The sequence below is a fragment of the Pseudomonas sp. OA65 genome (assembly GCF_017498305.1).
Taxonomy (GTDB): domain Bacteria; phylum Pseudomonadota; class Gammaproteobacteria; order Pseudomonadales; family Pseudomonadaceae; genus Aquipseudomonas; species Aquipseudomonas zanjanensis.
Genome location: NZ_JAGDEZ010000007.1, coordinates 79194 through 92790 on the forward strand (window position 1 = coordinate 79194; position 13597 = coordinate 92790).

Annotated in this window: 14 protein-coding genes; 8 read left to right on the forward strand and 6 right to left on the reverse strand. The window is 61.9% G+C overall.

Annotated features, from left to right (window positions below; genetic code table 11):
* The first annotated feature begins 15 nt into the window (after nucleotides 1-15).
* The 4 genes from J3361_RS29460 to J3361_RS08130 all read left to right on the forward strand — a co-directional run bounded on the left by J3361_RS29460 (nucleotide 16) and on the right by J3361_RS08130 (nucleotide 3952).
* Nucleotides 16-1149, forward strand: a complete 1134-nt coding sequence (locus J3361_RS29460; protein ID WP_347709624.1) for a uroporphyrinogen-III C-methyltransferase — start codon at nucleotides 16-18, stop codon at nucleotides 1147-1149.
* Complete coding sequence (locus J3361_RS08120) at nucleotides 1146-2378, forward strand: heme biosynthesis protein HemY (protein WP_207963801.1); 1233 nt, start codon at nucleotides 1146-1148, stop codon at nucleotides 2376-2378. The genes J3361_RS29460 and J3361_RS08120 overlap by 4 nt, the downstream gene beginning before the upstream one ends.
* Nucleotides 2379-2775: 397 nt before the next feature.
* On the forward strand, nucleotides 2776-3318 hold the full coding sequence (locus tag J3361_RS08125; RefSeq protein WP_207963803.1) for a disulfide bond formation protein B: 543 nt from the start codon (nucleotides 2776-2778) through the stop codon (nucleotides 3316-3318).
* Between the two features lie 175 nt (nucleotides 3319-3493).
* Nucleotides 3494-3952: an Rsd/AlgQ family anti-sigma factor gene (locus J3361_RS08130; RefSeq protein WP_053126475.1), complete on the forward strand. Its 459-nt coding sequence runs from the start codon at nucleotides 3494-3496 to the stop codon at nucleotides 3950-3952.
* Nucleotides 3953-4010: 58 nt separating this feature from the next.
* On the opposite strand, the gene J3361_RS08135 is transcribed toward J3361_RS08130, so the two are convergent.
* Nucleotides 4011-4676 (reverse strand): FKBP-type peptidyl-prolyl cis-trans isomerase, encoded by a 666-nt coding sequence (locus tag J3361_RS08135; RefSeq protein ID WP_207963804.1) that lies wholly within the window; start codon nucleotides 4674-4676, stop codon nucleotides 4011-4013.
* A gap of 191 nt (nucleotides 4677-4867) precedes the next feature.
* Here J3361_RS08135 and J3361_RS08140 point away from each other — a divergent pair, with 191 nt between their 5' ends.
* Nucleotides 4868-6061: an AlgP family protein gene (locus J3361_RS08140; protein ID WP_207963806.1), complete on the forward strand. Its 1194-nt coding sequence runs from the start codon at nucleotides 4868-4870 to the stop codon at nucleotides 6059-6061.
* Here J3361_RS08140 and J3361_RS08145 read toward each other — a convergent pair.
* A complete protein-coding gene (locus J3361_RS08145) occupies nucleotides 6058-6522 on the reverse strand; it encodes a TIGR02444 family protein (protein WP_207963808.1) in 465 nt (154 codons plus the stop codon). The two genes, J3361_RS08140 and J3361_RS08145, sit on opposite strands and share 4 nt — an antisense overlap.
* A 50-nt stretch (nucleotides 6523-6572) precedes the next feature.
* Here J3361_RS08145 and J3361_RS08150 point away from each other — a divergent pair, with 50 nt between their 5' ends.
* From J3361_RS08150 to J3361_RS08160, 3 genes are all read left to right on the forward strand, one after another.
* Complete coding sequence (locus tag J3361_RS08150) at nucleotides 6573-8483, forward strand: ATP-binding cassette domain-containing protein (RefSeq protein ID WP_186706845.1); 1911 nt, start codon at nucleotides 6573-6575, stop codon at nucleotides 8481-8483.
* A complete protein-coding gene (locus J3361_RS08155) occupies nucleotides 8483-9064 on the forward strand; it encodes a mechanosensitive ion channel family protein (RefSeq protein WP_060740109.1) in 582 nt (193 codons plus the stop codon). Before J3361_RS08150 ends, J3361_RS08155 begins: the two co-directional genes overlap by 1 nt.
* 147 nt (nucleotides 9065-9211) lie before the next feature.
* Nucleotides 9212-9844, forward strand: a complete 633-nt coding sequence (locus tag J3361_RS08160) for a LysE family transporter (protein ID WP_207963810.1) — start codon at nucleotides 9212-9214, stop codon at nucleotides 9842-9844.
* 176 nt (nucleotides 9845-10020) lie between these two features.
* On the opposite strand, the gene J3361_RS08165 is transcribed toward J3361_RS08160, so the two are convergent.
* From J3361_RS08165 to J3361_RS08180, 4 genes are all read right to left on the reverse strand, one after another.
* On the reverse strand, nucleotides 10021-10764 hold the full coding sequence (locus J3361_RS08165) for a penicillin-binding protein activator LpoB (RefSeq protein ID WP_207963812.1): 744 nt from the start codon (nucleotides 10762-10764) through the stop codon (nucleotides 10021-10023).
* Between the two features lie 3 nt (nucleotides 10765-10767).
* The gene (gene lpoB, locus J3361_RS08170) at nucleotides 10768-11355 is read right to left on the reverse strand and encodes a penicillin-binding protein activator LpoB (protein WP_053126460.1); all 588 of its coding nucleotides are present in this window, start codon (nucleotides 11353-11355) and stop codon (nucleotides 10768-10770) included.
* Between the two features lie 206 nt (nucleotides 11356-11561).
* Complete coding sequence (locus J3361_RS08175; RefSeq protein WP_186706841.1) at nucleotides 11562-11933, reverse strand: YcfL family protein; 372 nt, start codon at nucleotides 11931-11933, stop codon at nucleotides 11562-11564.
* Nucleotides 11934-11951: 18 nt separating this feature from the next.
* Complete coding sequence (locus J3361_RS08180) at nucleotides 11952-13346, reverse strand: hypothetical protein (protein WP_207963814.1); 1395 nt, start codon at nucleotides 13344-13346, stop codon at nucleotides 11952-11954.
* Between the last annotated feature and the right edge of the window lie 251 nt (nucleotides 13347-13597).

The following is a 13597-nucleotide window of genomic DNA, read 5'->3' on the forward strand; positions in this document are numbered from 1 at the left end:
GCAAAGGATGGATACGTGAGCGAAACAGCCTTGCCAAAAGAAGATCTAGACCAGCCAGCGATCGATGCGCCGGTTGAAACCCCGCCCCCCGTGGCGCCGCGCCGCGGCAACGGGCTGGCCATTTTCGCCCTGCTGCTCGGCGCCGCCGGTGTCGCCGTGGGCGGTTGGGCCGTGTGGCAGGTCCGTCACCTGCAAACCAATAATCAGCAGCAGTCCGCCCAGGTTCAGGCGCTGAATGACCAGGCCCAGACCCTCAAGCTCAATGAGCAACGCCTGAGCGAGCGCCTGGCGCAATTGCCCCCGGCCGAAGAGCTGGAGGAGCGGCGGCGCCAGGTGGCCCAACTGCAAGGTGATCAGCAACGCCTGAACCAGCGCCTGGAAACCGTGCTCGGCGCCAGCCGCAAGGATTGGCGCCTGGCGGAGGCCGAGCACTTGTTGCGCCTGGCCAGCCTGCGTCTTTCCGCCCTGCAAGACATCAACAGTGCCCAGGCGCTGGTCCAGGGCGCTGACGAAATCCTGCGGGAGCAGAACGACCCCGGTTCGTTCGCCGCCCGCGAGCAACTGGCCAAGACCCTCGCAGCATTGCGCAGCACCGAACAACCGGATCGCACCGGGCTGTTCCTGCAACTGGGCGCCTTGCGTGACCAGGTGCTGCAACTGACCGAACTGGCACCCGAGTACAAGGACCGTGGGGAGTCGCTGTTGGGCCTGACCGCCGATGGCGATGGGGCCAGCCGGTGGGCGCAGTGGTGGGACCAGATCTCGCGCTATATCCGCATCGATTTCAATGCGGATGAGAACGTTCGTCCGCTGCTGGCCGGGCAAAGCCTCGTGCAGGTGCGCCTGGCCCTGAGCCTGGCGCTGGAGCAGGCGCAATGGGCCGCCCTCAATGGTCAGGCGCCGGTCTACACACAGGCGTTGACCGAGGCGCGGGACGTGTTGAGGAACAACTTCAATCAGGACAATCCACAAAGCAAAATCATGATCGAGCGCGTGGCTGAGCTGTCCAAGCAACCGGTGACGGTGGTCACCCCGGACCTGACCGGCACGCTGAGCAGCGTCCAGGCCTACCTTGAGCGCCGCAACGTCAATGCCGAGGAATCGGTCAAGCCGCTGCCCGCGCCTGGCGCGCAGGAGGCCACGCCATGAAACGTCTCTACGTGATTCTGTTCGTGGTCATCGCTGCCGCCGGCCTGCTGGGCGTGGCGATTGCCGAGCATTCGGGTTACGTGTTGGTGGCGTACAAAAACTTCCGTTATGAAGCCGGTCTGTGGGTCACCCTGGCCTTGGTGGCGGTGCTCTGGCTGGTGTGGCGAGGCCTGAGGTTCCTGATCGGGTTGGTGACCACGTCCAGTGGCGTGGTCAACCCGTGGTCCCGGCGCAACCGCAGCCGTCGGGTGCAAGTGGCGATCGAGCATGGCCAGTTGGACCTGGCCGAAGGTCGCTGGGCCAGTGCCCAGCGCCACCTGCACCGTGCCGCCGAAGCCGAGCGCCAACCGCTGCTGTATTACCTGGGGGCTGCCCGTGCGGCTAACGAACAAGGTCTTTACGAACAGAGCGACAGTTTGCTCGAGCGCGCCCTGGAGCGTCAGCCCCAGGCGGAACTGGCCATTGCCCTGACGCACGCGCAACTGCAGACGGACCGGGGCGACACGGATGGCGCATTGAGTACGTTGCAGGCCATGCATGAGCGTCATCCCCATAACGCCCAGGTCCTGCGCCAATTACAGCGATTGCATCAGCAGCGCGGCGACTGGTCGGCTGTGATCCGCCTGCTGCCGGAGTTGCGCAAGGATAAAGTCCTGCCGCCGGCCGAGCTGGCTGAACTGGAACGTCGCGCCTGGGGCGAAAACCTCACCCTGGCGGCCCACCGCGAGGAGGATGGCAGCGTTGGCTTGCAGTCGCTCAATCGTGCCTGGCAACAGCTGACTTCCGCACAACGCCAGGAACCGGCGTTGGTGTTGGCCTATGCCGAGCAACTGCGTCAGTTGGGCGCTCAAGTCGAAGCCGAAGAGGTGCTGCGCGGTGCGCTCAAGCGTCACTACGACAGCCACCTGGCGCGTCTGTATGGCTTGGTTCGAGGCAACGATCCGATCCGCCAACTGCAAACGGCCGAAGGCTGGCTCAAGGACCACCCGGCCGATCCAAGCCTGCTGCTGACCTTGGGACGTCTATGCCTGCAGAACAGCTTGTGGGGCAAGGCGCGGGATTACCTGGAAAGCAGCTTGCGGGCCCAGCGCAATCCCGAAGCTTGCGCCGAACTGGCGCGCCTGCTGGCGCAGCTGGGGGATGCAGAGCGCAGCAACCAGTTGTTCCAGGAGGGGTTGGGGTTGTTGGATGAGCGCCTGTTGGCTGCGCCGTTGCCGGTTCCGGCTTAGGTGTTGTCCACTTGAGAGGGATATGACCCATTCTTGAAAATGGTATGAACCATTGTGGCGAGGGAGCTTGCTCCCGCTCGGCTGCGCAGCAGTCGTAAAAAAACCTGCCCACTGTTTTCCTGATGCACCGTGTTGAATGGCTTTGGGGCTGCTGCGCAGCCCAGCGGGAGCAAGCTCCCTCGCCACGGGTTGGTGAACCTTAAATGCGCGGTTGCGAATACGGTTTTGGGGCTTTGGTCATACCATCAGCGAATTCCTACAGCCGACCGCGCCGAATCCTCTTCTACTTGTCGGGAATTCCCTACACCCCCGGTGAAGTGTCCGCGCGGGGCTGTCTTGAAAGGCCCGAGGGCTTTCCTCTACCGTAACTACTTGTCTCTTCTGTTACGGAATCGCCATGTCTTTGGCCAGCTCACGTTTCTTGTTTCTCATGGCTTCCATCGCCGCCGCCCTGGCTTTGGGCATCAGCACGTACCTGGAATATTCAGTCGGCCTGACGCCATGCAGCCTGTGTGTCTTGCAGCGCCTGTGCCTGATGCTGTTCCTGGTGAACAGCCTCGTGGCCTGCGTACAGGGTCCAGGTCAAAGAGGCTCGCTCTTCTACGGCGCGGCAGGGTTGGTTTTTGCGACGGGAGGAATGACCCTGGCCTGGCGTCAGGTCTTGATGCAAAGCCATTCGTTCGAACCGTTTCCTGATTGTGTTGCCCAGCCCAAGCTGATGGATTCGTGGTGGTGCGCGTTGCATCGTGTCCTTGATGGCACCGTCGACTGCGCGAATATCACTTGGACGTTGTTCGACCTGAGTATCCCCGAGTGGAGCTTGTTGTTTTTTCTTGCGGTGTCCAGCGTGATGACCTATCTGCTGCTGCGCCTTGCCTGGACTGCTCTGGTACAACCGCTCAGCGGCGAGACGTCGCAGTTGGTCCGGGCCTTGGATTAAACACTTGTATGAACTTTATCTCCTGCGTACCTTGAAGCCGTTGTCGTGCGGGCATAATCTGGCCCGCACGTGTTATTGGAATTGTGCCGCTCGATCATGTTGTGTCTGGCTTGTCCCTGGTCCATCAGGCGTGCACAGGCTGCGAGGGGCATGACTCACAAGGGAAGAAATCACCATGCTCGAAAGTTGTCAGAATGCTCAGGAACGCTGGGGTGGGGTGCATCTGCTGATCGATCGCTGGCTGCAAGAGCGTCGCGAACTGATTCGGGCCTACGATGATCTTGGCGACAAGCCTGAAGCCCTGAGCGAAAGCCGTAAACCCTTGCAGGAATTCTGCGGTGTGCTGGTCGACTATGTGTCTGCCGGTCATTTCGAGATCTATGAACAACTGACGGGCGAGGCCAAGGCCTTCAACGACAAGCGCGGCCTGGAACTGGCCGAGACGATCTACCCGCGCATCGATGTCATCACCGAGAAGCTGCTGGCGTTCAACGACCTGTGCGATGAAGGCAAGTGTGTAGCGGAAAAATTCAAGGAGCTGGGCGGCTTGCTGCACGAGCGTTTCGAATTGGAAGACTGCCTGATCGAAGTGCTGCACAACGCTCACAAGGAAGAAGATACCGTCCAGGCCTGAGGGCTCGCGGTCATGGAAAAACGGTGCGCATTGCGCACCGTTTTTTATTGGGCCAACGTCAGGTCGTCGCGCCCAGCAACTCGATCTCAAACACCAATGGCGTGTACGGCGGGATTACATCCCCAGCCCCTTCGGCGCCATAGGCCAGGGACGACGGGATCACCAGTCGCCATTTCGCGCCGACCGGCATTTGCGGCAATGCACTGCGCCAACCGTCAATCACACTGTCGAGGTTGAACCACTGCGCCTGACGGTTGGAATCGAATACGGTGCCGTCCGGCAAGCGACCGATGTACAGCACCTGGACCTTGCCGTGAGGACCGGCCTTCGCGCCATGGCCTGGCTTGATTTCGGTCAGCAGGATGCCATCTGCCAGTTGCTGGACGCCGGGTTGGTTCTTTTCTTCGATGAGAAATTTCTGCTCTGTCTTCAATGCGGCTTCGATCTGCGGCGTTGTCGCTGGCGCGTTCAGTTGTGCCTGGTGCTCGGCCAGGATTTGTTCGATGCGTTCATCCTTGAGAGCCAGCGGCTTGCCCAGGTAGGCCTGTTGCAAACCTTCGACCAGGGCTTTGATCTGCAGGTCCGGCACGTCCTGGCGCAGGCGTTCGCCGAGGCTGGCGCCCAGGCTGTAAGCCAAATCGTGAGCATCGTTTGCGTTGGTTTTTTCAGCGGCCTGGATCGTGGCGCAAGCCATGCACAGGAATAAAAAAAGGTGACGCGACATGTGTGCTCTCCGGCCTCGAATCGAGGAATTATGCCAGTGCCGATATCTGTAGAGGTGGATTGCCAAGGCACTGGCGCAGAAGATTTTTCGTCCCTTGCAACGCAACGTCTTGTGTACTGTCAACATGCCCTAGCGGCGGTTGCAGCAGAGGTCTAGTATGAGCCGCACTCACGTCAGTCAGGAGGTAAACCATGTCGGCCACCAAGAAGCCTGTAAACACTCCGTTGCACTTGCTCCAACAACTCTCGGGCAGCCTGCTCGAACATCTGGAAAATGCCTGCTCCCAAGCCCTGGCTGATGCTGAAAAACTGCTCGCCAAACTGGAAAAACAACGCGGTAAAGCGCAGGAAAAACTGCACAAGTCACGCACCAAACTGCAAGACGCAGCCACCGCTGGCAAGGCCAAGGCACAAGCCAAGGCCAAAGATGTCGTGAAAGAACTCGAAGACCTGCTCGATGCCTTGAAGGATCGTCAGTCCGAAACCCGCGCCTACATTCTGCAACTCAAGCGTGATGCCCAGGAAAGCCTGAAATTGGCCCAGGGCGTCGGTCGCGTGCAAGAAGCCGCGGGCAAGGCGCTGTCGCTTCGTGCTGCCAAGCCTGCCGCTGTATCGGCCAAGAAGCCCGCGGCTAAACCCGTCGTGGCAAAAGCACCGGCCAAAGTCGCTGCCAAGCCTGCCGCGAAAGCATCGGCCAAAGCCGCCAGCAAGCCGGCTGCCAAACCCGTCGCTGCCAGCGCTGCAAAACCTGCGGCGAAAAAACCAGTCGTCAAGGCGGCTGCCAAGCCCGCTGCAAAAACGGCGGCCGCTAAACCTGCTGCTGCCAAGCCCGCTGTAAAAGCGGCTGCTAAACCAGCCGCCAAGCCTACGGCAAAAGCTGTCGCCAAGCCTGCCGCTAAAACCGCCGCCGCCAAACCAGCCGCGACGAAAACCGCTGCCGCTAAACCAGCTGCCAAAGCGCCGGTAAAAGCCACCGCAAAACCGGCTGCCGCTAAGCCTGCTGCCAAACCAGCAGCGAAGCCTGCGGCAACCAAAACGGCTGCGGCGAAGCCCGCTGCAAAAACCGCTGCCAAGCCAGTCGCAGCCAAAGCCCCCGCCAAAGCGGCGGCTAAACCCGCTGCCAAACCGGCTGCGGCCAAGCCTGCAACTGCGAAGCCTGCAGCTACCAAGCCAACCGCCGCGAAACCAGCCGCCAAGCCCGCCGCGAAACCGGCCGTGAAAAAGCCAGCCGCTGCAAAACCTGCGGCTGCGCCAGCCGCCAAGCCCGCGACACCGGCTCCGGCTCCAACCGCGGCACCTGCGCCAACCGTCAGCACTCCGGCCGCGGCGACCAGCCCAGCTGCCGTTGCGCCGACCACCAGCAGCACCCCAACCAGCGCTTCCTAAGTGCCGGACACCGCGACGCGCAGCTGATGCAGCGCGTCGCGGCTCGCGGGCTCGGCATTCGCCGCCAGCCCTTGCAGCCATAGGGCTGGATCGTTCTGTTGTGTCCCCGGCCAATCCTTGGCCAGCGCTTCCAATCGTTCCAACAATCGCCGTTCGGCAGCCAACTCCAGTTGCTTGACCTGTTCGCGCAGGCCATTGAGCGCCGTGTCCTCGCGGGCGCCGGCTTTCCATTGGCTGCGAAGCGTACGCAGTGGCCGCACGACCTCGGCCTCCCACGGCTCGGCCACTTGTCGAAGTTGCTGCAGCCGCTGCTCATTGCAGGCGACGCCGCGCTGCGCCAGCCACAGGCCGCAAAGCAGCAGGCAGACGTTGGCGCCGGCGTCTTGTGCCGCAAGGCACGCAGGCTCCACGCCAGGCTTGGCATAGAGGTCGAGGGAAAAACTCCACAGGTCAGGGGACATCGTGCTACTCGCGCCAGTTGCGAGCGAAGCTGGTAGACTCCGCCGCCATTATGATCCGACTTCAGAACCTGACTTTACAGCGTGGCCCGCAACGTCTGCTAGAAGACGCCGAGCTGACGCTGCACGCCGGCCACAAAGCCGGCCTCATCGGTGCCAACGGCGCCGGCAAATCGAGCCTGTTCGCCTTGCTGCGAGGCGAGTTGCACCCGGACTCGGGCGATTGCCTGCTGCCGGCCGACTGGCGCATCGCCCACATGCGCCAGGAGGTCGACACCCTCGAGCGCCTGGCGGTGGACTACGTGCTTGATGGCGACCTGCGCCTGCGCCAGGTGCAACGAGACCTGGCGGCGGCCGAAGCGGCGCACGACGGTGCCGCACAGGCCCGCCTGCATTCGGAACTCGACAGTGCCGATGGCTACACCGCTGATGCCCGCGCGCGCAAATTGCTCGCGGGCCTGGGCTTCACCAATGAGCAGATGGATCGTCAGGTCGGGGATTTCTCCGGCGGCTGGCGGATGCGCCTGAACCTGGCGCAGGCGTTGATGTGCCCTTCGGACCTGTTGTTGCTCGATGAACCGACCAACCACTTGGACCTCGACGCCATCATTTGGCTCGAAGACTGGCTCAAGAGCTACCCGGGTACGCTGCTGCTGATTTCCCACGACCGTGATTTCCTTGATGCGGTGGTGGATCACGTCGCCCATGTCGACCAGCGCAAGCTCACCTTGTACCGCGGCGGCTACAGCGCCTTCGAGCGCGCCCGTGCCGAACGCCTGGCCCAGCAACAGCAGGCCTACGAGAAGCAACAGGCGCAACGTGCGCACATGGAAAGCTACATCGCCCGCTTCAAGGCCCAGGCCACCAAGGCCCGCCAGGCCCAGAGCCGGATCAAGGCGCTGGAGCGGATGGAAGAACTGTCGGCGGCCCACGTCGATTCACCGTTCGATTTTGTCTTCCGCGAATCGACCAAGATCTCCAGCCCGTTGATCGACCTGTCCGACGCACGTCTGGGCTACGGCGACAAGACCGTGCTGGAGAAGGTCAAGCTGCAACTGACCCCCGGTGCGCGGATCGGCCTGCTGGGCCCCAACGGTGCCGGTAAGTCGACCCTGATCAAGAACCTTTCCGGCGAACTCGAGCCTCTGGCCGGGCGCCTGACCCGAGGTGAAAACACCGTCGTCGGCTACTTCGCCCAGCACCAGCTCGACTCCCTGGATTCCAAGGCCAGCCCGCTGTTGCACCTGCAACGGTTGGCGCCGACCGAGCGGGAACAGACCCTGCGCGATTTCCTCGGCGGTTTCGATTTCCGCGGGGCGCGCATCGACGAGCCGGTGTTGAATTTCTCCGGCGGCGAAAAGGCCCGCCTGGCGCTGGCGTTGATCGCCTGGGGCCGGCCGAACCTGTTGCTGCTCGACGAACCAACCAACCACCTGGACCTGGAAATGCGCCTGGCCCTGACCATGGCCTTGCAGGAATTCAGTGGCGCGGTGTTGGTGGTGTCCCACGATCGGCATTTGCTCAAGAGCACCACGGATAACTTCTTCCTGGTTGCCGATGGCAAGGTCGAGGAGTTCGACGGTGACCTGGAGGACTACGCCCGGTGGCTGGTGGAGTATCGCCAGCGCAACGCGCCGGTCAGCAGCACACCGGTCAACCCGGACAAGACCGACAAGAAGGCCCAGCGCCAGGCCGCCGCTGCGTTGCGCCAGCAATTGGCGCCGCACAAGCGCGAGGCCGACAAGCTCGAAGCCGAGCTGGGCAAGCTGCATGAAAAACTGCAGAAAATCGAAACCAGCCTGGGCGACAGTGGTCTCTACGAGGCAGCGCGCAAGGATGAGTTGCGTGACCTGCTGGCCGAACAGGCCAAGCTGAAGGTTCGGGAAGCGGAGCTCGAGGAGGCTTGGATGCAAGCGCTGGAATTGCTGGAAAACCTGCAAGCGGAGCTGGAGGCGTTGTCCTGATGGAAGCGTTGGCGTTGCCTGTCCCTGTCATGTGGATCGAGCCGATCTGGCTCGGTGTGCAAATCCTGCTGATCCTGGTGGCCGGTTATGTCTCGCAGCGCTTCGTCGCGCGTGCGCTCACGGGCCTGGGTGAGCGTTACCCGCTTCCGCCCCAACTGGTGATTATCCTGCGGGGCGTGCTGCGCTGGCTGATCATGGGCACTGCGGTGCTGGTGGTGCTCGAACGCCTGGGCGTCTCGGCCACGGTGCTGTGGACGGCGCTGTCGGGTTTTGTCGCGGTGGCAGCGGTGGCGTTCTTTGCCATCTGGAGCGTGCTGTCCAACCTGTTCTGCGCCGTTTTGATCTACACCGTCGGACCCTTTCGCCTGGGCGATGTGGTCGAGTTGGTGGACACCACCGACAAGCCCGGCATCAAGGGACGCGTGGTGGCGATCAATCTGCTGTACACCACGTTGATCGAACCCGAGGAACTCGGCACCGGCAGCGCGATGGTGCAAGTGCCCAACAGCCTGTTCTTCCAGCGCTCGGTGCGGCGCTGGCGCGGCAGTGAGGCGTTTCCGGTGGGTGGGTTCGTCGAATAACGCATAGGGCCGCTACGCGGTCCAGCGGGAGCGAGCTCCCTCGCCACGGTGTTTGCATCGACTCAAATGCGTGTGCAAAAAACGATAGTCAACGGCGTGACGGCGCATTAGCTTAGTCGTTTCGACGAATTCGAGCCGGGGAGTGCAATGGTGCTTGAAACATGGCTGGCGTTTTTTGCTGCGTGCTGGGTGATCAGTCTTTCGCCGGGTGCCGGCGCGATTGCATCGATGTCCAGCGGCCTGCGGTATGGCTTTTGGCGCGGTTATTGGAACGCCTTGGGCCTGCAATTGGGCTTGGCGTTGCAAATCGTGGTCGTCGCCGCCGGTGTTGGCGCGATCCTCACGGCATCGGCCACCGCGTTCTATGCGATCAAATGGTTCGGCGTGGCCTACCTGCTCTATCTGGGGGTCAAGCAGTGGCGAGCCATTCCCGGCGATATGACCGACGACGCGGTCCCACGGCCCATCGGCAAGCCCTTGGCGCTGGTGTTTCGCGGCTTCCTGGTCAATGTCAGCAACCCCAAGGCGCTGGTGTTCATGCTGGCGGTGTTGCCGCAGTTCATCAATCCCCACGCGCCGTTGATCCAGCAGTACCTGATCCTGGGTGTCACCATGATCGCTGTCGATCTCATTGTCATGGCCGGCTATACCGGGCTGGCGGCTAAAGTCCTGCGTCTGTTGCGCACACCGAAACAGCAGCGGCGGATGAACCGTGCCTTCGCCGGTATGTTCATTGGCGCGGCGGGTTTGCTTGCGACGATCAGAAAGGCTGCTGCCTAAAGCCAAACCCTGTGGCGAGGAGCTTCGTGGGCGCAAGACAGTGTGGGAGCAAGGCTTGCCCGCGATGAAGGCTACTCGATTTCTGGAAGATCTCATCGCCTCCATCGCGGGCAAGCCTTGCTCCCACAGGCTTGCTCCCACAAAATTTCTGCGCCACAGAGCATTCGCCCAGTGACTCAGCGCAAGATCACCGGCGCCGTATCCCGGGGCAGGTTGTTGCGCGGCACCGGCTCGCCAGGTTGCTCATAGCTCGGGCCGCCGAGTTGTTCGCTCAGTTGCCGCGCCACGTCTTCCCCCAGGGCCTTGGACACTTCGCGGACCACCCGTGGGCGGTTGAGGCTGATGCGTGCGTCCCGGTGGTTCAGCAACTTGGTGTCCTGGCCTTCACCCATGGCCGTGAAGGCCGAGGTGATTTCGTAGGTCTTGGTGTTGATCAGGCTGAAGTCCGCCACCAGGGTCAACGCCAGCACAGCCGAGTAGCTATCGGTATGGGCCAACTCGTTGATGTCGCGGGTGAAGTCGATGTCCGACACGGTGCCGAACAGCACGTAGTCGGCACCCTTGAAGTTGCCGGCCTTGATGCGCTTGATCACGTCATACACGTCGCCAGTGGAAGCCGCCGTGTGGGGCGTGCCCTGGGTCAGCTGGAACATGCCGCTGCGCAGGATCTCGCCCTTTATGTCGCCGGTGAACTTGCGCAGTTCGCCCTGCTCGATATAGCTGCTGGTGGCTTCCATCTCGTCGTAGCTCGAGGAAGCGCTGGCGCTGTAGGGGTTCGCCTGGAAGTTGCTCTGCGCCGAAACGGTGTGGATGTATTCCTCCACCCGCTCCTGGTACGCCAGGTCGGTCACCGCGACTTTTGGGGCCGCCTGGGCACTGAATGCGCAGGCCAGGGCCATGATGCCTATCCATGTGCGCATGGCTTAGCGCTCCGTGGTCTTGCGGATTTCTTTTTCGTCCATCCACTCGGCCAGACCGCTCTCGACGTCGATCAATTGCAGGCTGAATTTGTAGAAGACGTCCTTGTAGTCGCTGCTGCGCTTGACGATCGAGCTGATGGAGCCTTCAAGACGGTACTTGGCAGCGATCATGTTGCCGGTCTTGGCCACGGTGCTTTTCTTGTACAGGCCGCTCTGGTTCTGCAGCTTGAGCTGGTCGACCTGGCTTTCCATGGCGGTGTTGTCGCTGGCGAAACGGGCCGCGCCGGTCTTCATCAACTGGGTCTTGATGCTGGTGGTGATTTCGCGGGTGTCGATGTATTCGCTGGTCTTGTTCTTCACGTCATAGACCTGGACAACCGGGCGACCCTGCAGGATGCCGGACTGGGCCAGGGAGCGGGTCATGGACTCGGCGATCATTTGCAGGTCGGTGGAGCCGAACTCGTTGGTCACGGTTTCCACGGCCTTGGTATCGCCGTAGCTGATGTTCTTGTTGCCCAGGACCGGCGAGTTGTTGGCACAGCCGCTGACCAGCAGGGCGGCGAGGGCGAGGGAGGAAATGCGTACGAACATGTGGGGGCTCTCGAAAACTGAATGAATATGGGCTTAGGTGTAATGCCGATCAGTAAAGGAACTTGTGCCGACGATCCCTGTGGCGAGGGAGCTTGCTCCCGCTGGGTCGCGAAGCGGCCCCAAAATCTTGCGGTCGCTACGCAACCGAGCGGGAGCAAGCTCCCTCGCCACAGGTCCGGTGTTGGCTTGACCGACCGGGGTCAGGCTCAAGGGGTATTGATTTCCAAACGGAAATCCACGGCCTTGGGCGTCGGTGCGATGGCTGGCAGGAAACTGGTCTGCTCGCCATACATCGTCAGGCTTTTCCAGGTTTCTTCTTCGGCGATCGGAAAGCCTTCCGGCCCCAGCCAGGCAAAGCGGTAATACATCGTCTTGTTGTTGTAGCTGGTGTTGCTCAACTGGACATTGACGGTCATGTAGCCGTTTTCCCGGGCCACGCGCATGGCGCCGACCACGATGTTCTTGGTCTTGCCCATCGCCACGACCTTGCTGGCGGCGCTGCCCGGCTCCGGCGGCGGCGGGGTGGCGCAACCGGCCAGCAAGGCCAGGGCGCCGACGGCGATCAGTTTTAAACGCATGTGAACAAGACTCCGTTCTTAAGGTTGCTTGAGGGCAATGGCGGTCGGGTTGGCGCTTGGTATCACCTGGGCCGCCAGGCCGCCGGCGAACACTTGGTTACCCACCGCTCGCAGCGTGATGACCTGGTAGCGCTGGTCGACGGTGACCTTGACCACCGAACCGCCCACCGCGCTTGGCAGGGTGACCTGGTGCTCGCCTTTCTTCAGGCGCAGGCGCACCACCTGGGTGTAGTCGGGCAGGGTTCGCCAGGTCCGGGTGTCGGCCCCTTCGAGTACCGCCGAGGTAAGACCCACGGCCAAGCCGGCCAAGGGATTGGTTTCGTTGATCTGTTTTTGCGCCACGCCACGGGTGATGGCGCGCACGGTGGTGCGCAGGATGATGCCCGGCATGTCATCGCGCAGGGCTCGGCGCGACATGGCGGTGGTGCTGTTGAGCTGGGTCAGGTCCAACTGGCGACCGTCGACACCGATCTGGCCGAAGGTGGCGGTGGAGGTGTCAGGCTTGATCAGCGGGAACGACAACGGCGTGATGACCAGGTTGCCGCTGATCGGCAGCGGAAGGGGAATGCGGATCGAGTCCCGGGACGGCGCCAGGCCACTCTGCACCACGATCAGGATGTCGCTGTCATCGCTTTTGGCGGCAGGCTTGTCCAGATCACGCAGGGCCTGCTCCAGCAACGGTGTGTTGGGACGCAGTTCGGCGGCCTTGCGATAACCCGGTGCGGCCAGGTCCTTTTCACCCAGGGCTTCGTAGACGAATCCGGCCAGGTAGTGGCTGAACGCGCTCTGGTAACTGTTTTTCAGACCGACCACTTCCGGAGCGTCGAGGCTGGCCACCGGGTAACCCTGGAGGTCCTTGTATTCGGTCCTGACCCCTTGCTTCTCGGCTTCTTCCTCGCGCTTGAGGTATTCCTTGTCCCGCAGGTCGGCGATCACCGCTTCGCGTTCGTGGGTCTTCTTGATCTGGGTCCGGGCGCCGTCGAAGTCATTCACCGCCAGCAGATTCAGGGCCATCTGCGTGGTCAGCATGACTTTTTCGTAGTCGTAGCCTTCGTAGCGACGGACTTTATCGTTGACCAGGAAGCTGCCGAACTGGGCCAGGTACTTGGCCGTGTCGAGCTTGACCGCGTCTTCCCACTGGCCAACTTGCTGGTCGGCACTGTTCCAGGCGGTCTGGCTGCCGGACAAGTCGCCCTTGGCGCGCAGCAGCTCACCTTTCTCGAAGTAATACAGCAGGTCTTTGTCTTGGCTGGAGTTGTTCTTTTCCAGGAGGGTCAACGCGCCGTCGACGTTGCCGGACGCCAGTTGCTGGTTGGTCTGGGCCAATTCGCTGTCGTAGTTGCGAAAGGCCGAGCAGCCGGACAACAAGGTGATCGCGCCAAGGGCGACCGAAAGAGCGGCACGGGATGCCATGAACATTTTCTTCCCTGATAGCAGCCGGGGGTGTGCGGGCCGGGCTGGAGCGATCCCACGGACGAGCGTCGAAACGCTGTCGGTTCCTCATAAAAAGAGGAGCTTTTATGCCATCGAATGATAAGAAGGCGGCGGGATTATAAACATGGCGCTTGGCTATGTAATGGCTTTTCAATCGCGAAATGCTGTTTTTGTGACATCACCGCCAAAGCATGAAAATCCGATGAAAGCCGGCTGCCAAAACACATCAG